Below are 20,317 nucleotides of genomic sequence, written 5' to 3' on the forward strand. Positions count from 1 at the left end.
GATTGTTAGGAGAATGAAAATGGGAGAGAAGATCCGCGTTATCTTCTATCAGGAAGGCGACGCATGGATGGCGCAAGGCATCGACCGCGACATTTGCGTTCAAGCCGACGAACTCGACGATCTCTATGGCCGTCTTGAAGTGGCCGTTCGCTTGGAGTGCGAGGAAACCGGTACACTTGAGCACATCCCGGCTGCGCCAGATCATTTTGTTCGTATGTGGGATGGTCGATCAGGCCAATACACGCCCAAAAACCGAGATTCCTCACAGTACGAAGTGGGCATGGCTGCTTAATGGCGTTCCCTTTCGGATCGCACCCCCGGCTTGCTGATTATATTGGGCAGGCTCGGAAGGATCACGGCGCTACTGCACAAAGCGGTAGCGCCGCAGATTCCACCGGAAAGCCTCACGAAGTTACACGGATAACAGTTCCGTCAACGGGGCAATCAGTCGTCGTTTCTGGTACGCGGCAAACCGACTTTCTAACACCGTCAATGATTGGTTATCTGGACCGCCGTTTGGGAATTAGCTCCCCGTGGTTTTCTGTCGAGCCTGCGGACGATCAGCCGCCGATGTAATCCGCCAGACCCTCGCATCCCCTTCCCAGCCGTCTCGCACCACGCCGCCTTGCCGCTCCAATCGGTGAAGCATTTTCCGCACGGCTGACAAGACGATGGTCGGTTCCGGCTCGTGGTCGTCGTGCAGTTTGAACAGCGGCGTCACCGCCTCGGCAAGCTGAGTGGTCGTTGCCGCCCCTGTAGAGCGCAGGGCTGCGAACATGACCCGATGACGCTCCAACACCTGCGACCGCTTTGCACGGGGTGTGGTGGCCCGCTGTAGCGGCTTTACCTTGTGCCCGTCCGTGACGCCGAACATCGCCAGCACGGCGTCCAGGTGGCCTAGATCGCGGTCTATCGCATCAAGGCGTTCGGTCGCTTTAACCCGCTCGCCAGCCATTTCAGCGCGTTTCGTGAGAAGCCCGGAGATCGTCAGCTTATAGCTGTCCGTTCGGGTTGCCCGGTGCTTGCGTTCCATCCCCTGATTATCGCCCGGCGAGGGTGTTCCGGGCTATAGGGATGTTGGTGCATCTGCTACATAAGGGCGCATGTGTGGACCTGGGACGCGCGGCCCTATCCCGCCTTCCCGACGCGCGGCGACCTGTGGAGCGACGGCGGCAATTGGCGCCGGGGCCACTGGCTGAGCGGCCGCCTGGCCAACGCGCCGGCCGACGTCTTGATCGCCGCCATCTTGGAGGACCACGGCATCGCGGATTACGACGTCTCGGCCGTCGATTCCTGCGTGACCGGTTACGTCGCCGCCGGTCCCGGCACGGCGCGCGAGACGCTCGAGGATCTTCTGCGGCTGACCGGCACCGTCGTGCATGTCGCGGCCGGGCGACTGATCTTCCGTTCGCTCGCGTCGCTGCGCTCGAGCCGAGAGATCGGGACTTTCGCCGACGAGGACGGCCCCTATGTCGAGATGCGGCGCGGCGAAGCAAGCGAGCGGCCGGAGGAGATCGCGCTTGGGTTCCTCGATCTGGCGCGGGCCTACCAGCCAGGATCGGCCGAAGCGGTGCGGGCCAGCGCTGCTCATCCCCGCAAGGAGCTCGTCCAGCTTCCGGTGGTGCTCGACGAGGCGCAAGCGAAGGAATTGGCCGCGGCGATGCTGCGGGAGGCGAGCGGCGTGGCCGAGACCGCTCGGTTCGGCGTTGCACCGTCGCTCTTGTCGCTGGAGTCAGGCGATGTTGTCGGCCTCGCGGAGCGTCCCGGCGCCTGGTTGGTGAACCGGATCGAATCGGGTGCCTCCCGCCGTATCGAAGCGCGGCGTCTGCCGGCGCGTAGGGGCTCGCTTGCCGACCAGGGGGAGCCTCCAACCCCGCCGCGGCCGCCGGCTCTCGCGATCGCCTCGCGGCCACTGGTGCATCTCCTCGACCTGCCGCTTCCCGAGGGAGGGCAGGGCATTGATGGTGCGCGGTTCGCGGTGCAGGCCAAGCCCTGGCCGGGCTATTCCATCGCCACATCCCGGCAGGGCGGCGCTTTCCTGGAGCGAGCGACGGCGACACGCCCGGCAACCACTGGCTGGTTGATCGCGGCGCTGGGTCCGGGGCCGGAAGGACGTCTGGATCGCGGGAACACGATTACGCTGCGGCTCGACAGGGGCGCGCTCTACGCAATTTCTAGGGGCGAACTGCTGGATGGCGGCAATCTCTGCGCGGTGTGGAACTCGACGGGGGCTTGGGAAGTGCTGCAATTCGAGAGGGCGGCGGAGATCGCGCCCGGCGTCTTCGAGTTGCGGGATCTGCTGCGCGCCCAGGGCGGCACCGAAGACGCGATGGTCGTGGGAGCACCAACTGGGGCGGCGTTCGTCTTGCTCGACGCGGCCTGCGAGCCGCTTGGACTGACGACGTCGGACGTCGGCCGCGAGATGGAAGTCCGCGTGGCTCCGCTCGGCCGGGCGCTTGACGATCCCGCAACGGTGACGATCACCGCCACGCTTGGTCGGCGCGCGGTCAAACCGCTGTCGCCGGTGCATGCGAAAGCCGCCTTCGACGCGGCGGGCGCGGTGGCCTTGTCGTGGATTCGCCGAACCCGCGTCGGCGGCGACAATTGGGATGGCCCCGACGTGCCGCTCGGCGAAGAACAGGAACTCTACCGCATCGAGGTCGGCGACGGATCGGGGGCCGTTTTGGTGCGCGAGCCCGCAACGCCGGCATTGGTGCTCACGGCTGAAGAGCAGACCGCCGTGTTCGGCGCGCTGCCCGCCGAGCTTGTCGCCACCATCGCCCAGGTCAGCCCGGTCTGGGGCGTGGGGACTGCTCGGCAGACGATTTTTTCCCGACCGGCGTGACCGCCGGCGCAACAGCAAGGAAAGGAACGGAAAATGAACGAGGCAAAGCCGTGGTATCAATCGCGAACCGTATGGGGCGGGCTTGTCGCTTTCGGGGCGGCGATGGCTGGACTGTTCGGCCTGGAAGTCGATTCCGCGACGCACGATATGCTGGCCGTGTCGCTGACCAACGGCGCGGCGGCAGTCGGCGCGGTTGTCGCGATCCTGGGGCGGCTAGCGGCGCAGAAAACCCTCCGCTAGTTGCGGCATGAAGATCAGCGGACGACCCCGCTCGGTCGTCCGCCATTCATTCGTCGTTCAGCGACGATGTACTAGGACGGGAGCAATCGCCGATCCTTCTCGGCGGCGCTGCCATCCTCCAGCCGGACCCGAAATGACAAGATTTCGCACTCTCCTCGCCAGCCTAGTCACGATCCTGATCGTCGGGTCCGCTCCCCTCGCGGCGGCCGCGCCAGCTGCCGCTCAACTCCTGGATAGCCCTTTTTCGGGTCGCGGCATTGGTTCGGGATTCGGTCTGGATGTCTCTCCGGGACCGGGATTGAGGTTAGAGCGGGGCCCACGTCGAAATGGCGAGGGCGCTTTCGAAACCGCCGCCGCAAGCTGCTCGGGAGCCGCAGAGCAAGCGGCCGCCCAGACCGGCGGCCAGGTTCTCTCGGTCTCCAGTCGCGAGCAGGGCGGTGAGACGGTTTGTGTCGTGACCCTTCTCGTGCCAGGCAAGGACGGTGGCCCCAGGCGCAAGACGACGGTGACGATACGGCCCTGATCGCCGTATTGTCAGAGCGGCGAGAGGCGTTGACTTCAGCCGCGGTCGCGGCGATTCGACAGGATAAGACGAGAGCGAGAAGACGAGGCCGGGCATGCGCATCCTAGTGGTCGAGGACGATCAAACCCTCAATCGGCAACTGACCGAGGCGCTGACCGGCGCCGAGTATGTCGTCGACCGCGCCTTCGACGGCGAGGAGGGACACTTTCTCGGCGACACCGAACCCTATGACGCGGTCATTCTCGATGTCGGTCTGCCGGTCATGGACGGCATCAGCGTTCTGGAGCGATGGCGTCGCGACGGCCGGACCATGCCCGTGCTGATCCTGACCGCCCGCGACCGTTGGAGCGACAAGGTCGCCGGCATCGACGCGGGCGCCGACGATTACGTCACGAAACCCTTTCACGTCGAGGAAGTGCTGGCCCGCATGCGCGCGCTGATCCGCCGCGCCGCCGGCCATGCCTCGTCGGAGATCCATTGCGGTCCGGTCCGCCTCGACACGCGGGCGTCGCGTGTGTCGCTCGACGGGACCCCGCTGAAGCTAACCTCGCACGAATATCGGCTACTCGATTATCTGATGCATCATCAGGATCAGATCGTCTCCCGAACGGAGCTCATCGAGCACCTGTATGATCAGGATTTCGATCGCGATTCCAATACGATCGAAGTGTTTGTTGGACGGTTGCGCAAGAAGCTCGGTGTCGATGTGATCGAGACCGTCAGGGGACAAGGCTACAGGATGAGCGATGGCCATTCGGGCCGCTAACTCTCTCACCGTCCGGGTCATCGTTCTATCCAGCGTCTGGGCCCTTTTGGCCCTTGTCGTCGTCGGGGGGCTGATCTCCACGCTCTACGAGCGGACGGCGACGCGCGGCTTCGAGGACCTGCTCGCCGCACAGCTCTACAATCTCGTCAACAGCGTGACGGTCAGCGAGACCGGCTATCTGTCCGGCTCCCCCGATCTCGGCGATCTGCGTTATTCCCAGCCGCTGTCCGGGTGGTATTGGGAGGTCATTCCGGCGAGTGACAACACCAGGGGACGGCTGATCTCCAGTTCCCTCGGAATTCTCGACATCGCGTCCGAACCGACGTCGCAAGTTCCCTTCGATCCCCTTTATCGTCGGAGTTACGACGCGAGCGGCCTCGATGGTGAGTTGTTGAAAGTCGTCGAGACGGAAGTCGTGCTCGACGCTCAGAATCACGCGGCGCGGTTTCGTGTGATGGGCAATGCCGGTGTTGTCGCCGCCGACGTCGCCGACTTCAATCGTACGCTCGTCTATTATCTTGGTGCCGTGGGAGTCGGAACGATCCTTGTCAATGTCCTGGCTATCCTGGCGGGACTCAGTCCACTCGGTGCCGTCCGCCGCTCGCTCACCAATGTGCGCGCTGGAAAGGCGGAACGGCTGGAAGGCCGGTTTCCCGCCGAAATCGAACCGCTGGCCCTTGAGGTGAACGCGCTGATCGACAACAACCGGCGCATCGTCGAGCGGTCGCGAACGCAGGTCGGCAATCTGGCGCATTCGTTGAAGACTCCCATAGCGGTTCTCGTTAACGAGGCCGCCTCGCTGGGGGGATCGCAGGGCGAGTTGATAGCCGATCAGGCGGAGCGCATGCGCCAGCAGGTGCAGCATTATCTCGACCGGGCGCGGGTCGCTGCCCTGACCGACGCGACCGTTTTCCGCGCGCCGGTCGGACCGGCTCTCGAACGGCTGGTGCGGGTGATCGCCAAGCTCAATCCAGCCCTCAACCTCAAATTCGATCCGGCCTCGGCCGAGGGCCTGGTCTTTGCCGGCGAGCGTCAGGATTTCGAGGAGATCATCGGCAATCTGCTCGAGAACGCCGGCAAGTGGGCAGCGGGGCGGATCGTCGTGACCGGCAAGCCCGTTTCCGAGGACCGCTTCGCGACCGTCATCGAAGATGATGGTCCGGGGTTGACCGAGGCGCAGATCATTGAGGCGCAAAAGCGCGGCCGCCGCCTCGACGAAGCAACGCCCGGCAGCGGACTCGGCCTGTCGATCGTTTCCGACATGGTGGCCGAGTATCGCGGGGCACTGGAATTCAGCCGCTCGGATCTCGGCGGCCTGCGGGTGACGATCGTGCTGCCACGCGCTTTGGGCGGCGGTGCGGCTTGACATCATAGACCGAACCGACGAACTGCGGCACGCGGATTGCTCCGGACCCCGCACCCTGTCGTTTCAGTCCCATCGGACTGCCGCACTCGGATGAAATCGTCATGCGCATCGTGTTGAAGCTGCTCTTTCCCCTCCTGATCCTTCCTTTCGCGGGCTGTCTCAGTGCCGGGTTTGGGGGCGCCTCGCTTACTCCGGCCTCAGCCGGCGTCCAGGCGCTCGACGGCGGCTTGGTCGGCCAGAGCGACGCGGCGAAATCCTTTTCCAGTGCGGCTCGCGCCAAGGCGCTGGAGGCTGAATTCCAGGCTTTGCAATACGGTTCGGCGGGGCAGGCGGTGCAGTGGTCCGTCGATGGCTATAGTGGCGAGGTTGTGCCGACACAGCTCTACCGCGTCGGATCGCAGGATTGCCGGGGCTACTCCCATACGTTCAAGGGCCAGGCACAGCCGGTCAAAGCCGTCGGAACCGCCTGCAAGACCACGAATGGGCTCTGGAAGCCGGTCACCTGATCCGCTCGCCCCGTTCCTGACGAAGTGAATGGGCAAATCGGCCCAGGTCTGCTAGAGGGCTCGTCGGACGGAATCTGGTTTTGAGACGGCCGGCCATTTGGGGCAATTTGCTTCGATCCCCGGCGTTCGGTGTAAGGGTGTCATGGCGTTCTGGATTATCGCAGCTGGCATGACCATTGCCGCGACTTTGGCGGCACTCTGGCCCTTGTTTCGCGCCTCCCCGGATGAGGCGGCCACGCGTGCCGACCACGACGTCGAAGTTTATGCCGCGCAGCTTCGTGAACTGGACGCCGATGTCGAGCGGGGCTCCATCGCCGCCGATGAGGCGGAAACCGCGCGGGCGGAGATCGGCCGCCGATTGCTGAAGGCGGCCGGCGGCGTGAAGGGCAGCGGCGATGGCGGCGCAGCAGGCTGGATGCGTCCGGGCGTCGTTGCCGCAATTAGCGTCGTCGCGATTGCGGTGCCGCTTGGCTCGGCGGCTCTTTACATGACATTCGGGGTGCCTGGCCTGCGGGATATGCCGCTCGCCACGCGGCAAGCACCGTTACCGGTGCCCGGCACGGATATCGAGGGCCTCGTCGCCACCGCCGAGGCGCAGCTTCGTTCCAATCCCGACGATGGTCGCGGCTGGGATGTGCTTGCGCCGATCTATCTGCGGCTGGTCCGCCCGGACGCCGCCGCCATCGCGTTCCGGAACGCCATTCGTCTGCTCGAGCCGACGGCGTCCCGCCTAAGCGGCCTCGGCGAGGCGTTGACGCGGGCTGCCAACGGCGAAGTGACGGACGATGCGAAGGCGGCGTTCGCGCAGGCGCTCACCATCAATGGCGATTATTTGCCGGCGCATTTCTTCCTGGCGCTCGATCTCTCCCAAGAGGGTGATTACGCCAAGGCCGAGGCGGCTTGGGCGAAGCTCATCGACATCAGCCCCAAAGACGCGCCCTGGATGCAGATCGCCGACGCAGCGCTTGCCGACGCCCGCCAAAAGACCGGCACCGATGCGCCGTCAACCGCCGTCGTGAAGAACTCCGATCCGAAAGCGCCGGGGCCGAGCGAAGCCGACATGGCCGCCGCCTCCGAAATGTCGGTCGATGACCGTCAGGCTATGATCAAGGGTATGGTCTCGCAGCTGGCAGCCCGGCTGGAATCAAACCCGGACGATCTCGAAGGATGGAAACGCTTGATCCGGTCCTATACGGTTCTGGGAGACAGCGAGAAAGCGGCTCAGGCTTTGACGACCGCCTCCGATGCCTTCGCGCCCGATTCCGCGGCTGGCCAGGAGATCGCGGCACTTGGCGAAGAATTGGGGCTGACGCCGGCGGAAACGGCGCGATCCGCACCGCCTCGACCGAGCGAGGAGGATGTAGCCGCCGCCTCCGAAATGTCTGCGGACGACAGGCAGGCGATGATCCAGGGAATGGTCTCGCAGTTGGCAAGCCGGCTGGAATCCAACCCGCGGGACGTCGAAGGGTGGAAGCGGTTGATTCGCTCCTATAAGGTCTTGGGCGAGACGGACAAGGCGAGCGATGCGCTGCGGACGGCGTTTCAACATTTTGAGGCGGACACTGCCGCGGGCCGGGAAATCGCCGCTCTCGGACAGGAACTCGGCCTGGCGGACGCGGAGGCGACACAGACCCAATGACACGGAAAGCGAAACGGCTCACTTCCATCGCGGCCATCCTCCTCGTTATCGGCGCGGCGGCCGGCCTCGTCCTGACCGCGCTGTCGGATTCGGTGGCGTTCTTCAATTCACCCACCGACATCGTCGCCAGTGCACCGGCGCCTTCGCAGCGTATCCGGCTGGGTGGCCTCGTCGAAGAGGGGTCGGTCGTGCGCGGCGGTTCGCAGAAAGTGACATTTCGGGTCACCGACACGATCGAGAGCGTGCCGGTGACCTATACCGGGCTTCTGCCAGACCTTTTCCGTGAGGGGCAGGGCGTCGTCACCGAAGGCACGCTCGGACCGGACAACGTCTTCGTTGCGGATACGGTCCTGGCCAAGCACGACGAGAACTACATGCCGAAGGAAGTCGTCGACGACCTGAAGGCGCGTGGCTTGTGGGAAGAGGGCACGGGCGTCGTCAAGTCCGATACGGAGCCAGCACAGACACCGACGGCAACCGGAGCGAGCTCATGATCGTCGAAATCGGCCTCTACGCGCTGATCCTGTCGCTGTCGCTGTCGCTCGTCCAGTCGCTCTTGCCAGTCATCGGCGCGCGGACGGGCGATGCCCGGCTGATGGAGACGGGGACCATCACCGCCACCGGCGGGTTCGTGCTCCTCGCCATATCGTTTTCGGCCCTGACGACCGCCTATGTGACCTCGGACTTCTCGGTCGCCAACGTCTTCGAGAATTCCCATTCGCTGAAGCCGATGCTCTACAAGGTCACCGGCGTGTGGGGCAATCACGAGGGCTCGATGCTGCTCTGGGTGATGATCCTGGCGTTCTTTGGAGCGCTTGTCGCCCTGTTCGGACGGGATCTGCCGGCTACCCTCAAGGCGAACGTCCTCTCCGTGCAGGCGTGGATCACCAGCGCTTTCCTCCTGTTCATCCTGTTTACCTCCAACCCCTTCGCTCGCCTCGCGCCGGCTCCGATGGAGGGGCGGGATCTCAACCCGATCCTTCAGGATATCGGCCTCGCGATCCATCCGCCGCTTTTGTATCTCGGTTACGTCGGCTTCTCGATCGCCTTCTCCTTCGCCGTCGCTGCGCTGATCGACGGGCGGATCGACGCTGCCTGGGCACGCTGGGTGCGGCCCTGGACGCTGGTTGCCTGGATCTTTCTCACCGCCGGCATCGCGATGGGCTCTTACTGGGCCTATTATGAGCTGGGCTGGGGCGGTTGGTGGTTCTGGGACCCGGTCGAGAACGCCTCCTTCATGCCCTGGCTGTCGGGCACGGCGCTGCTGCATTCCGCCGTGGTCATGGAGAAGCGCTCGGCGCTGAAGATCTGGACAATCCTCCTGGCGATCCTGACCTTCTCGCTGTCGCTGCTGGGGACGTTCCTGGTGCGCTCGGGTGTGCTGACGTCGGTGCATGCCTTCGCCACGGACCCGGAGCGCGGCATCTTCATCCTGATGATCCTCTGTCTGTTTATCGGCGGGTCGCTGGCGCTGTTCGCGATACGGGCCTCAACACTGGAGTCGGGTGGGTTATTCGCGCCGATCAGCCGCGAGGGCGCGCTGGTCTTCAACAATTTGTTTCTCACCACAGCGGCGGCGACCGTGTTGATCGGCACGCTCTATCCGCTGGTGCTCGAGGTCATCACCGGCGAGAAAATCTCGGTCGGGGCGCCGTTCTTCGATCTGACCTTCGGGCCGCTGATGGTGCCGCTTTTGTTTGCGCTTCCGTTCGGGCCATTGCTGGCTTGGAAGCGGGGCGATCTCCTCGCCGCCGCGCAGCGGCTTTATTTCGCCATCGGCGCGGTGATGTTCACGGTGATCGTGGTCGTCGCGGTGACCTCCGGCACGAAGATTCTGGCGGCACTCGGTTTCGGCCTCGCGGTCTGGCTGCTGGTCGGCAGCCTGACGGATATCTACGGCCGGGCCAACTTCGCCAAGGTGGGCTGGCGCAAGGGGCTGTCACGCCTGAGGGGCCTGCCGCGCTCGGCCTTCGGCACGGTTCTCGCTCATTTCGGCGTCGGGGTTCTGGTGCTCGGCGTCGTCACCGTGTCGTCGTTCGAGACCGAGGACGTGCTTTCGATGGCTCCGGGCGACAGCGTGGATGTCGGTGGCTACACGCTGCGATACGAGGGTATCGCGCCGCGTCAGGGGCCGAATTTCGAGGAGCAGGTCGGTACGTTTGCGCTGAGCCGCGACGGCCGCGACGCCGGCACGCTGGAAAGCGGCAAGCGCTTCTATCCGGCACGGCAGGCGCCGACGACCGAAGCCGGCATCCGCACCCGCTGGTTCTCTCAGCTCTACATCGCGCTGGGCGATCCGGCCGACGACGGCAGTTCGACCGTCGTGCGCATCTGGTACAAGCCGTTCATCACGCTGATCTGGATCGGCTCGGTCCTGATGGCTCTGGGCGGGGTGATCTCGCTGGCCGATCGGCGGCTGCGGGTCGGCGCACCGGCGCGCAGCCGGAAGCGAACGGCCGTGATGGCGAAGGTCTGAGCCATGATTAGGCGCTTTCGATATCTGCTTTCGGTCTTCGCCTTGCTCGCCATTCTGCTGCCGGGCGGGTTGACGGTCGGGCCCGCCTTCGCCGTCAATCCCGACGAGGTCTTGAGCGATCCGGTGCTCGAAGCCCGGGCGCGGGAACTTTCGGCGGGTTTGCGCTGCCTGGTCTGCCAGAACCAGTCGATCGACGATTCCGACGCCGATCTTGCAAAGGACCTGCGCCTTCTGGTCCGCGAACGCCTTGTCGCCGGTGATACCAACGACGAAGTCCTCGATTATCTGGTGTCGCGTTACGGTGAATTCGTGCTGCTCAAGCCGCGCTTCGACTGGGCGACGCTGGCGCTCTGGGGCGCGCCGATCATCCTGCTGCTCGGCGGCATCGGATTCGCTCTGATGGCCCTGCGTAGCCGCAGACGCGAAAGCGGCACGCCGCCGCGGCTTTCGGCCGAAGAGGAAGCCGCCATTGCCGACGTCGTCAAGGCGCGACAGTAGGTAAAAAACGACGGAACACGGGCGGCCGCGCTGACCGGCGCTCGTCGTCACGTCGCAACCTTACGAAGATTTCACGCAGTCGAAAAGCTCCTGTAACCTCGGACCCCCTATCTCTGGTCGCATCGATGGCGAGTTTGGCGTGTACGCCGGTTCGCCTGGGATTTGAACGACCTAGCGAAAGGGTTTTCGATGCGGAACGAGACGAAGAGCAAGACCAAGCGTGGCGGTCTGATCGCCGGTGCGCTGGCCGCCGGCGTGGCCGGACTGGCCTTTTCCGGAGGTGTTGTGACCAACACCATGCCGGTTTTCGCCCAGCCGGTTCAGGTCGAGGCGCCAGCAAAGAACTTCGGCTTCGCCGATGTGGTCGAGAAGGTTTCCCCGGCCGTGGTTTCGGTGCGGGTCACGCAGAACATCTCGCCTGCGGTTGCCGACGGTCAGGATATGGCCAGCCCCTTCGACAATCTGCCGGAGGATCACCCGCTTCGCCGCTTCTTCGACATCCCCGGCCAGAACGGCATGCCGGAGGGCATGCGCCCACGCCGCCAGCCGCGCCAGTCGATGGGCCAGGGGTCCGGCTTCTTCATCTCCGATGACGGCTATCTCGTCACCAACAACCATGTTGTCGGCGACGGCAGCAAATACACGATCGTCATGGACAACGGCACCGAATACGACGCCCGGCTGATCGGCACCGACAAGCGCACCGATCTCGCGCTGCTCAAGGTGGACCGGGACGACAAGAAGTTCACCTATGTCGAGTTTGGCGATGACGAGGCGGTTCGCATCGGCGACTGGGTCGTGGCCGTCGGCAATCCGTTCGGCCTCGGCGGCTCGGTTACGGCCGGCATCGTCTCGGCGCGCGGCCGCGACATCGGCGCCGGCCCCTATGACGACTTCCTGCAGATCGACGCGGCGGTAAACCGGGGTAATTCCGGCGGTCCGGCCTTCGGCCTCGACGGCAAGGTCATCGGCGTCAACACGGCGATCTTCTCGCCGTCCGGCGGCAATGTCGGCATCGCCTTCGCGATTCCAGCCTCGGTCGCCAAGGACGTCGTCGCTTCTCTGCGCGACGGCGGCAATGTCGAACGCGGTTGGCTGGGCGTCCAGATCGCCTCGGTGACGGACGATATCGCCGAAGCAGTTGGGCTCGCCGACGAAAAGGGCGCGATCGTTACCTTGCCGGAGACGGAAACGCCGGCGTCGAAGGCCGGGGTCGCGACCGGCGACGTGATCACCGCGGTCGATGGCGAGACGGTGGATGGCCCGCGTGAGCTGGCTCGCAAGATCGGCAACTACAAGCCGGACACCAAGGTCGACATCACCGTCTGGCGTGCCGGCAAGGCGCAGGACATTTCGGTCACGCTCGGTAATCTCGCAAGCCTCGACGAGGCGTCGTCGGCTGAAGAATCCAGCAGTCGCAAGGCTCCGGTCGATCCGTCCTCCTTGTCCGGTTACGGGTTGACGCTGACGCCGTCCGAGGACGGCAAGGGCGTGGTCGTGACCGATGTCGATCCGGACTCATCGGCGGCCGACAAGGGCGTCGAAGCGGGCGATGTCATCATCGCGGTGAACGGCAAGAGCGTTGCGAGCCAGAAGGAGGTGCAGGCCGCGCTTGCGGATGCCTCGAAGAACGGCCGCAAGGCTGCGCTCTTCCAGCTGAAGAACGGCGACCAGAACCGCTTCGTGGCGTTGCCGATCGACAAGGGCTGATCCCTGCTCCGGGTCGGTAACCTTCCCCGGTCGCCGGCCGGTTCCCGATGGGTGGCGAAGGGGCGGGCAGCTCGCAATGAGTTGCCTTTGCACCTTCGCCGCTTTTCTTTTGCGCAAAATGGATCAGATAAGGGAGCCGATCATGTCCTCTTCCACGGCCCTTGGAACATCGACCGAATCCATGCGCATCCTGATCATCGAAGACGACCGCGAGGCGGCGGCGTATCTGGTCAAGGCGCTGCGCGAGGCCGGTCATGTGGCCGACCATGCCGGCGATGGCGAGACCGGCTTCCATATGGCCGACACCCGCACCTACGACGTGTTGATCGTCGATCGCATGTTGCCGGAGCGTGATGGCCTCTCGGTGATATCCGGGCTGCGCGAAAAGGGCGACGGGACGCCGGCGCTGATCCTCTCGGCGCTGGGCCAAGTCGACGACCGGGTTACCGGGCTGAGGGCCGGGGGCGACGATTATCTGGCCAAGCCCTTCGCCTTTTCCGAACTGCTGGCCCGGGTCGAGGTGCTCGGCCGGCGCCGCGGCGGTAAGGACGTCGAGACCAGCTACCGCGTCGGCGATCTCGAACTCGACCGCCTTTCCCACGAAGTCCGGCGCGCCGGCAAGGTGGTGGTGCTCCAGCCGCGCGAGTTTCGTCTGCTCGAATATCTGATGAAACACGCCAACCAGGTCGTTACCCGCACCATGCTTCTGGAAAACGTCTGGGACTATCATTTCGACCCGCAGACCAACGTCATCGACGTCCATATCTCGCGGCTGCGCTCGAAGATCGAGCGGGACTTCGATTCCCCGCTGCTGCATACCGTTCGTGGTTCCGGCTACATCATGCGGACCGGCGAATAGAATAGGTAAGAGGTTTCGGGGCATGGAGCGACTGAAGGCGCTGATGCGCATGACGGCCGTTCGCATGTCGGCTGTCTACCTGCTGCTTTTCGCCGTCTTCGCTGTCGTTCTCGTCTTCTATGTCACAGCCACGGCGTCAGGAATTCTGGAGAGCCAGAGCCGCGTGGCGATTTCCGAGGAACTCAGCGACCTTGCGCAGGTCTACCGTACCACCGGTATCATCGGCCTCGTGCGGACCGTTGACCGGCGGGCCCGCCAACCGGGGGCTTCGCTCTATCTGGTCACCGACGCGACCGGCCGGATCATCGCCGGCAATGTCGAGAACCTTCAGGCCGGCGTCCTCGACGAAGCAGGCTTCACCGAAAAGGTCTTCGCGTATGAGCGTTTCGCCGAGAATGCCGACGATCGCTATCATCTCGCTCTCGCCGAGGTCGTCCGCCTGCCGAACGGCATGCGCGTGCTTGTCGGACGCGACCAGACCGAACAGGAACGCTTTCGCCAGATCGTCCGCAGCGCGTTGATCCTGGCGCTGGCGCTGATGGGTGCCGGCGCGCTGTTCGCCTGGCTCCTGGTCGGTCGCCGCGCCTTGCAGCGGCTGGACCGCATGTCGGCGTCGAGCGCCCGCATCCTGGCCGGCGATCTGACCGAGCGGCTGCCGGTGACCGGCGCGGGCGACGAGTTCGATCGATTATCGGAAAACCTCAATACGCTGCTGGCGCGGGTTGCCCTGTTGCAGGAAGGGCTCCGGCAGGTCTCCGACAATATCGCGCATGATCTCAAGACTCCGCTGACGCGGTTGCGCAACCGCGCCGAGGCGGCATTGACGACGGCGTCCGGTGAGGGCGATCCGCGCGAGGCGCTGGAAGGCACGATCGCCGAGGCGGACCAGATGATCCGCACTTTCGACGCGCTCTTGATGATCTCGCGGGTCGAGGCCGGCTCGCATCCGGTTCTCAAGGATCGGGTCGATATCGCCACGATCGTCGCCGATGTCGGTGAACTCTACGAGCCACTGGCCGAAGAGGCCGGCGCCCGCCTCGTCATTGACGCGGCCGCACCAGTGATCGCCTCGGTCAGCAGGGAGCTGATCGCCCAGGCGCTGTCCAATCTTCTCGACAACGCACTGAAATACGCAACCGGCGACGGCGGCACGGTGATCGCGATCCGGCTCGCGGAGAACGGGGGGCTGTGCCGGTTGGTGGTTTCGGACAATGGTCCCGGCATCCCCGCCGAGCAGCGCCAACGGGTGCTGGAGCGCTTCTATCGTCTCGACCAGAGCCGCTCGCTGCCGGGCTCCGGGCTCGGTCTGTCGCTGGTTCAGGCCATCGCCCGTGTGCATGGCGGAACGTTGACGCTTGAGGATGCCGCTCCGGGCCTTACAGTGATCCTGGAGTTCCCTCTCGACGGAAAGACGCTTCTGGATGGCGAAGGATGAGGCAAGAGGTCTCGGGATCGGCGGCGGCCACCGATTGGCGCCGCTAGACCCGGACAAGGCGGCGGCGTGGCTCGCCGATCTGAAAGCGGCGGCCGCGGCGGGGGAGTGCCCAAGGCTCGTGGCGTTCCTGACAGAAGGTGGCCCGGAGGCCGAACGTCTTGGGGCCGTGCTCGACCTCTCATCCTATCTGAACACCCAGATGCAGCAGCATCCCGAGTGGCTGGAGGCGTTGTTCGACCAGGACGCGAAGCAGCGCATCGCCGAGCGGATCGCCCCGTTGCGAAAACTGCCCGCGACGGATCAGGGCGAAAGCGCGCTAATGAGGGAGCTTCGGCTGATCAAGCGCGAGGTCTCGCTGCTGATCGCCTTGCGGGATCTGTTCGGTGCCGCGACGCCCGCCGAGACCACCGCCGATTTGTCCGATCTCGCCGAGGCCGCGATCGGCGCGGCCTTGCGTTTCTGTCTTGCCGACGCGCACCGCGCCGGCAAGCTCGTGCTGCCGCATCCGGAGGACCCGGAGACGGGGTGCGGGTTGTTCGTGCTCGGCATGGGCAAACTCGGCGGGGGCGAGCTCAATTATTCGAGCGACGTGGACCTCATCGTCTTCTTCGAGGAATCGGCCGGCATCTGCGCCGACCCCACGGAAGCGGTCGACACGCTGTCCAAATTGGTGCGTCGGTTGGTGCGGATCGTCGGCGAGAGCACGGCCGACGGCTATGTGTTTCGCACCGACCTGCGGCTGCGGCCCGATCCGGGGGCGATGCCGCTGGCGATCTCGGTCGACACGGCGCTCACCTATTACGAGGGCAGCGGGCGCAATTGGGAGCGCGCCGCGATGGTCAAGGCGCGGCCGGTGGCGGGCGACCGCGCGGCGGGAGAGGCGTTCCTTCAGGAACTGACGCCCTTCGTCTGGCGGAAATATCTCGACTTCGCGGCGATCGCCGACATCCAGGCGATGAAGACGCGCATCGATCGACATCGCGGCTTCGACGACATCGGCGTTGCTGGGCACAATGTGAAGCTTGGGCGCGGTGGCATCCGGGAGGTCGAGTTCTTCGTTCAGGCCCAGCAACTGATCGCCGGTGGCCGCGCACCCAGGCTGCGCCAGCGCCGCACCGACAAGGCGCTCGCCGAGCTCGCCGCCGGGAGCTGGATCGTGGAGGAGACGGAGGCCGAACTGGTCTCGGACTACTGGTTTCTTCGCCGCATCGAGCACTGCATCCAGATGGTGGCCGACGAGCAGAGCCATACCTTGCCGGAGGATGAGGAGGGGGTCGAACGCATCGCCCGTCTCGCCGGATTTGAGGATCGCGCGGCGTTCTCGAAGGCGCTGCTGGAACGGCTCAGCCGAGTCGACCGGCGCTACACGCGGCTGTTCAGCGACGGACGCGACCGCGAAACCAGTGCGATCGAGGAAGCGGGATTCAAGGCACTGCTGGCCAGCGAGGACGATCCAGAAGCACTCGCCCGATTGCGAGAACTCGGTTTTTCCCGTCCCGAGGACGTCGCGAGAATTGTACGTTCCTGGGGCTACGGACGCTATCGCGCAACCCGTTCGGAGACCGCGCGGGAACGCCTGACCAAGGTTCTGCCGATGCTGTTGAAGGCGTTTTCGGGTGCGAAAGACCCCGATGGCGCCATCGCCGCCTTCGACACGTTCCTGGCGGGACTGCCGTCGGGGATTCAGTTCTTTTCGCTGATCGCCTCCAATCCGCGCGTCCTCGACCTTCTCGCCCTCATCATCACGTCGGCGCCGGCGCTGCGCGACACGATCGCCGCGCGTCCGCACGTCTTCGATGCGCTGCTCGATCCGGCCTTTTTCGACGAGGTACCGGACCGCGACCTGATGTCCGAACGTCTGGCGATGTTCCTGACCGAGGCCGACGGCTACGAGGACGTGCTTGCCCGACTGCGGATTTTCGCGTCGGAACAGCGGTTCCTGGTCGGGGCGCGGTTGCTCAGCGGCGTGGTCGATGTCGGTGGGGCAGGACTAGCCTTCTCGAACATCGCCGACGTGGTGCTGGAGGCGACGTTGGACGCGGTCACGGAAGCCTTTGCCGTGCGTCATGGTCATGTCGCTGGTGCGAAAATCGCCCTGCTCGGTATGGGCCGGCTCGGCAGTCGCGAGTTGACGGCGGGCTCGGATGTCGACCTGATCCTGCTTTATGACCACGATGAAGAGGCCGAAGAATCCGACGGCGAAAAGCCTTTAACGTCAGGTCTTTATTTTGCCCGTCTCACGCAACGCTTGATTGCGGCGCTGACGATCCCGATGCGTGAGGGTGTGCTTTACGAGGTCGATTTCCGGCTGCGCCCTTCAGGCAATATGGGGCCGCTGGCAACCCGCATCGACTCGTTTCGCCGCTACCAGCTGGACGAGGCATGGACCTGGGAACGGATGGCGCTGACGCGCTCCCGGCCGATCGCCGGTGATCCGGAGCTTTGCGCGGAGGTGACCCGAACCATTCGCGATATCCTTTGCCAACCCCGTGACGAGGCGACGACGACCCGTGACGTCGGCGACATGCGCCGGCGCATCGAACGCGACAAGCCGGCGAAGGGGGCGCTCGACCTTAAGCTGCGACCGGGCGGCCTCATCGATCTGGAATTTCTGGCGCAGTGGGCATTGCTGAGCGGTCGCGCCGATCTCGACCTTGTCGGTGCGCCGACGGCGGACGTCCTCGATGCGGCCGATCTGGCCGCCGGTGTTGAGGCAAGGTGCGATCTGGCGGCCGCCATGCGCCGCTACACCTGCGTCATCCAGATCCTGCGGCTCGGGCCAGGCGGCGTCCAGGGAGTGGAGGATCTGCCGCCGGGGCTTGCCGACCGCTTGGTTCGGGCGCTCGAGACTGACGGGACGGATGGGCTGGAGCCGCTTCTGGCGGAGACGGCGACCGCCGTCCGAGCGGTTTTCGATGCGCTGTTGCCCGTTGCGGATTCCAAAGAGCCGCAAGTAGAGGCGGCCGGCCCGGGGTTTCGCCGGGCTTGAGCGCGGAAGCAGGGCGACTTGGCGGTCAGGCGTCCAATGTTTCGGCCGCCTCGATTTGCGTTACCGCCGCATGGGCTGCGTTTGGCGGGGCGATCGGAAGGCGGATCGCCACGACAGTTCCCACGTCGACGCATGAACTGATCCGCATACGGCCACCTTGAAGCTCGACGAGAGACCGGGCGATGGCGAGGCCGAGCCCGGTCCCCTTGTTGCTACGGGTCAATTCGTTCTCGATCTGCTCGAACGGTCGACAGAGGCTGGCTAGCGCGGCTTGGGGAATGCCCATGCCGGTGTCGGAGATGGTGATCAGCGCAGCGTCGTTCACGGCCCGCACTCTCAGCCGGACCGTACCGCCCGGGTCGGTGAATTTGACCGCGTTGGACAAGAGATTGAGAAGGATCTGCTTGGTTGCCCGGCGGTCGGACTGGAACGACAACTGGTCCGGGGCGCTCCCCTCGAAGCGGATCGTCTTCTGTTCGGCCTGGACCTCGATGATCTTGGTGGCCTCCGCGACGATTTCCGCGATGTCGATTTCCTCGGGAGAGAGGACGAGGCGCCCTGCCTCGATCTTGGCCATGTCGAGGATGTCGTCGATGAGCCGCAACAAATAGTGGCCGCTCTGATGGATGTCTTCGGTATATTCGCCGTATTTTTCGCAGCCGATCGGGCCGAAGGTCCCCTGGCGCATGATCTCGGAGAATCCGAGAATGGCGTTGAGCGGCGTTCGCAGCTCATGCGACATATTGGCGAGGAAGGTCGTCTTGGCGCGCGAGGCGCCCTCCGCGCGCTCTTTTTCGACGGCGTAATTTCGATTCAGATGGGTCAGCTGGACGGCCTTCTTCTCCGCGTCCCGCCGCGCAATCGACAAATCGTCGATGACCGCCATCAGGCGTCGCTCGGAGTCCGACAGGCGCGCCTGGTGCAGTTTGAGCTGCGTCACGTCGGTGCCGATTGAGACGAATCCGCCATCAGCGGTGCGTCGCTCCGACAGCAGCAGCCAGCGGCCGTCGGCAAGCAGCGCCTCCGAGGCACGCTCGCCCTCGGCGAATGCCGGGCTGGTGACCGTGTGGCTATTGATCGGCTTGCGGGCCTTGGCAATGACCGCGTCGAGCGGCGTCCCGCGCGCGACGTCCGCCTCGGTGAGGCCGAAGGTCTGGCGGTATTTGGAATTGCAGAGGACAAGACGGTTGCGATTGTCGCAGAGGACAAAGGTTTCCGAGATGTTCTCGATCGCGCTGTTGAGCTGCTTGTTGGCTTCGTCGGTGAGGCGGGCGAGTTCCTGTTGCTCGCTGACGTCAAGCGCGATGCCGATCAGATGGACCTCGTTCTCGCCGGTGCGCGTCACCTGGGCACGCGCACGGAGCCAGACATAAGCGCCATCGCTGCGGCGCATGCGGAAGTTGTGATCGAGGCTGGTGATCTTTCCGGCGGCGACGCACCGGGCGACATCGAGCAGGTTGCCGTCGTCGGGATGGAGCAGTGGCGCGACATCACCGAAGGCAAGGACACTGTCCGTCGGTTGCAGGCCGAGCATTTCGTACATCGAGCGTGACCAGTACATTCGCCCGCGGGCGATGTCCCAGTCCCAAAGGCCGCACTGGCCGCGCGACAAGGCGGTGTCGACCTTCTGATGGGTCTCCAGATACAGAGCGTCGGCGTCCTGGGCGCGCGTCGCCTGGCGGAAATAAGCGTAGAGAATGACCAGCATGATGATGCTGGTGAAGGCGAACAGCGTGACGTTCAACGAGACCGCGCTGCGCCAATCGGCAAGCAGGTCGACGTCGGGCTGGATGAAGGTGACGGTGCCATGACCGCCGGCCAGGGTCGCGCTGGCGACAAAGGCGGCCTCGCCCTGGAACCGCGTATGCTGCACGCCCGCGCGCTGCCCGAACATCAGTAGCGCCTGCGACTCGTCCAGCAAGAGCATCAGATCATCGCCGAGGAGGTGTTCGTAGCCCGGCATGACCGCGGTGATCAGCCCACTGGCATTACTGACGACGGCAAAGCGTCCCTGCTGGATCAGTGCGGCCGGAACCGCACTGGTCAACAGCGCGTCCGCGTCCGCCATCTTCGGATCCGACGCATAGGCGACCAGGCTTTCCGCCCGCATCAGCGTCGTGGCGATCTGGAGATCGCGCAGTGCGGCTTCCTCCAATGCGAAACGCTCTTCGACGAGCGACGCAAAGCGCGCGATCGCGGCGATCGCCAGAAACAGAATGATCAGGATGGGAATGGCCCGGCGGAGCGCCTTTTCGGAGCGCAGGAGTTTCTCGTAGGTCGGACCCGCCAGCATCTTGGCGTGCCCGGCGATCTCCGTCTTGGCGGTCAGCAAAGCCTCGAATCGGGACAATAGTCCCCCGGCCGGCGCGTTTGACGCGTCCGCTCTCATGCTTAACCCCTCGTAACCGCATCTCAACGATTCAGTATGCCGCACATCCGAATCACCGCCAATTGATCAGAGGCGA

The 20,317-nt window shown here is 64.8% G+C and carries 16 protein-coding genes; 14 read left to right on the forward strand and 2 right to left on the reverse strand.

The window, feature by feature from the left end; translation table 11 throughout:
* Positions 1-19 precede the first annotated feature (19 nt).
* Positions 20-292, forward strand: a complete 273-nt coding sequence (locus VQ045_RS06310) for a hypothetical protein (RefSeq protein WP_331829499.1) — start codon at positions 20-22, stop codon at positions 290-292.
* A gap of 231 nt (positions 293-523) precedes the next feature.
* Here VQ045_RS06310 and VQ045_RS06315 read toward each other — a convergent pair whose 3' ends face one another.
* Positions 524-1,033 (reverse strand): hypothetical protein, encoded by a 510-nt coding sequence (locus tag VQ045_RS06315; protein WP_331829500.1) that lies wholly within the window; start codon positions 1,031-1,033, stop codon positions 524-526.
* Between the two features lie 72 nt (positions 1,034-1,105).
* Here VQ045_RS06315 and VQ045_RS06320 point away from each other — a divergent pair, with 72 nt between their 5' ends.
* The 13 genes from VQ045_RS06320 to VQ045_RS06380 all read left to right on the forward strand — a co-directional run bounded on the left by VQ045_RS06320 (position 1,106) and on the right by VQ045_RS06380 (position 17,852).
* Positions 1,106-2,845, forward strand: coding sequence for a phage tail protein (locus VQ045_RS06320; protein WP_331829501.1), 1,740 nt, complete (start codon positions 1,106-1,108; stop codon positions 2,843-2,845).
* Between the two features lie 33 nt (positions 2,846-2,878).
* Positions 2,879-3,085, forward strand: coding sequence for a hypothetical protein (locus VQ045_RS06325; RefSeq protein WP_327625125.1), 207 nt, complete (start codon positions 2,879-2,881; stop codon positions 3,083-3,085).
* A gap of 617 nt (positions 3,086-3,702) precedes the next feature.
* Positions 3,703-4,374 carry a response regulator transcription factor gene (locus VQ045_RS06330; protein ID WP_253963704.1) on the forward strand — a complete coding sequence of 224 codons (672 nt, stop codon included), beginning with the start codon at positions 3,703-3,705 and terminating at the stop codon, positions 4,372-4,374.
* Positions 4,355-5,740: an ATP-binding protein gene (locus VQ045_RS06335; protein WP_331829502.1), complete on the forward strand. Its 1,386-nt coding sequence runs from the start codon at positions 4,355-4,357 to the stop codon at positions 5,738-5,740. The genes VQ045_RS06330 and VQ045_RS06335 overlap by 20 nt, the downstream gene beginning before the upstream one ends.
* 101 nt (positions 5,741-5,841) lie before the next feature.
* Positions 5,842-6,246: a hypothetical protein gene (locus tag VQ045_RS06340; protein ID WP_331829503.1), complete on the forward strand. Its 405-nt coding sequence runs from the start codon at positions 5,842-5,844 to the stop codon at positions 6,244-6,246.
* A 142-nt stretch (positions 6,247-6,388) separates the two neighbouring features.
* Positions 6,389-7,885 (forward strand): c-type cytochrome biogenesis protein CcmI, encoded by a 1,497-nt coding sequence (gene ccmI, locus VQ045_RS06345; RefSeq protein ID WP_331829504.1) that lies wholly within the window; start codon positions 6,389-6,391, stop codon positions 7,883-7,885.
* The gene (ccmE, locus tag VQ045_RS06350; protein WP_327625121.1) at positions 7,882-8,379 is read left to right on the forward strand and encodes a cytochrome c maturation protein CcmE; all 498 of its coding nucleotides are present in this window, start codon (positions 7,882-7,884) and stop codon (positions 8,377-8,379) included. The genes ccmI and ccmE overlap by 4 nt, the downstream gene beginning before the upstream one ends.
* Complete coding sequence (locus tag VQ045_RS06355; RefSeq protein ID WP_327625120.1) at positions 8,376-10,361, forward strand: heme lyase CcmF/NrfE family subunit; 1,986 nt, start codon at positions 8,376-8,378, stop codon at positions 10,359-10,361. The genes ccmE and VQ045_RS06355 overlap by 4 nt, the downstream gene beginning before the upstream one ends.
* 3 nt (positions 10,362-10,364) lie before the next feature.
* Entirely contained in the window at positions 10,365-10,859 is a 495-nt protein-coding gene (locus VQ045_RS06360) for a cytochrome c-type biogenesis protein (protein WP_327625119.1), read from the forward strand.
* A 189-nt stretch (positions 10,860-11,048) separates the two neighbouring features.
* Positions 11,049-12,569, forward strand: coding sequence for a Do family serine endopeptidase (locus VQ045_RS06365; protein WP_327625118.1), 1,521 nt, complete (start codon positions 11,049-11,051; stop codon positions 12,567-12,569).
* A gap of 142 nt (positions 12,570-12,711) precedes the next feature.
* Positions 12,712-13,428, forward strand: coding sequence for a response regulator transcription factor (locus tag VQ045_RS06370; RefSeq protein WP_327625117.1), 717 nt, complete (start codon positions 12,712-12,714; stop codon positions 13,426-13,428).
* Positions 13,429-13,450: 22 nt separating this feature from the next.
* Positions 13,451-14,863, forward strand: a complete 1,413-nt coding sequence (locus VQ045_RS06375; RefSeq protein WP_331829505.1) for a sensor histidine kinase — start codon at positions 13,451-13,453, stop codon at positions 14,861-14,863.
* Positions 14,850-17,852: a bifunctional [glutamine synthetase] adenylyltransferase/[glutamine synthetase]-adenylyl-L-tyrosine phosphorylase gene (locus VQ045_RS06380; RefSeq protein ID WP_327646543.1), complete on the forward strand. Its 3,003-nt coding sequence runs from the start codon at positions 14,850-14,852 to the stop codon at positions 17,850-17,852. The genes VQ045_RS06375 and VQ045_RS06380 overlap by 14 nt, the downstream gene beginning before the upstream one ends.
* A 25-nt stretch (positions 17,853-17,877) precedes the next feature.
* Here the strand turns inward: VQ045_RS06380 and VQ045_RS06385 are convergent, their stop codons facing one another.
* A complete protein-coding gene (locus VQ045_RS06385) occupies positions 17,878-20,241 on the reverse strand; it encodes a PAS domain-containing sensor histidine kinase (RefSeq protein ID WP_327646545.1) in 2,364 nt (787 codons plus the stop codon).
* Positions 20,242-20,317 lie beyond the last annotated feature (76 nt).

This window comes from Aurantimonas sp. E1-2-R+4 (assembly GCF_036549515.1).
In the GTDB taxonomy this organism is placed as follows: domain Bacteria; phylum Pseudomonadota; class Alphaproteobacteria; order Rhizobiales; family Rhizobiaceae; genus Aurantimonas; species Aurantimonas coralicida_A.

Coding starts and splice junctions, on each gene's coding strand:
- VQ045_RS06310 (WP_331829499.1), top strand. CDS start 20: ATGGGAGAGAAGATCCGCGTTATCTTCTATCAGGAAGGCGACGCATGG.
- VQ045_RS06315 (WP_331829500.1), bottom strand. CDS start 1,033: ATGGAACGCAAGCACCGGGCAACCCGAACGGACAGCTATAAGCTGACG.
- VQ045_RS06325 (WP_327625125.1), top strand. CDS start 2,879: ATGAACGAGGCAAAGCCGTGGTATCAATCGCGAACCGTATGGGGCGGG.
- VQ045_RS06330 (WP_253963704.1), top strand. CDS start 3,703: ATGCGCATCCTAGTGGTCGAGGACGATCAAACCCTCAATCGGCAACTG.
- VQ045_RS06335 (WP_331829502.1), top strand. CDS start 4,355: ATGGCCATTCGGGCCGCTAACTCTCTCACCGTCCGGGTCATCGTTCTA.
- VQ045_RS06340 (WP_331829503.1), top strand. CDS start 5,842: ATGCGCATCGTGTTGAAGCTGCTCTTTCCCCTCCTGATCCTTCCTTTC.
- ccmI (WP_331829504.1), top strand. CDS start 6,389: ATGGCGTTCTGGATTATCGCAGCTGGCATGACCATTGCCGCGACTTTG.
- ccmE (WP_327625121.1), top strand. CDS start 7,882: ATGACACGGAAAGCGAAACGGCTCACTTCCATCGCGGCCATCCTCCTC.
- VQ045_RS06355 (WP_327625120.1), top strand. CDS start 8,376: ATGATCGTCGAAATCGGCCTCTACGCGCTGATCCTGTCGCTGTCGCTG.
- VQ045_RS06360 (WP_327625119.1), top strand. CDS start 10,365: ATGATTAGGCGCTTTCGATATCTGCTTTCGGTCTTCGCCTTGCTCGCC.
- VQ045_RS06365 (WP_327625118.1), top strand. CDS start 11,049: ATGCGGAACGAGACGAAGAGCAAGACCAAGCGTGGCGGTCTGATCGCC.
- VQ045_RS06370 (WP_327625117.1), top strand. CDS start 12,712: ATGTCCTCTTCCACGGCCCTTGGAACATCGACCGAATCCATGCGCATC.
- VQ045_RS06375 (WP_331829505.1), top strand. CDS start 13,451: ATGGAGCGACTGAAGGCGCTGATGCGCATGACGGCCGTTCGCATGTCG.
- VQ045_RS06380 (WP_327646543.1), top strand. CDS start 14,850: ATGGCGAAGGATGAGGCAAGAGGTCTCGGGATCGGCGGCGGCCACCGA.
- VQ045_RS06385 (WP_327646545.1), bottom strand. CDS start 20,241: ATGAGAGCGGACGCGTCAAACGCGCCGGCCGGGGGACTATTGTCCCGA.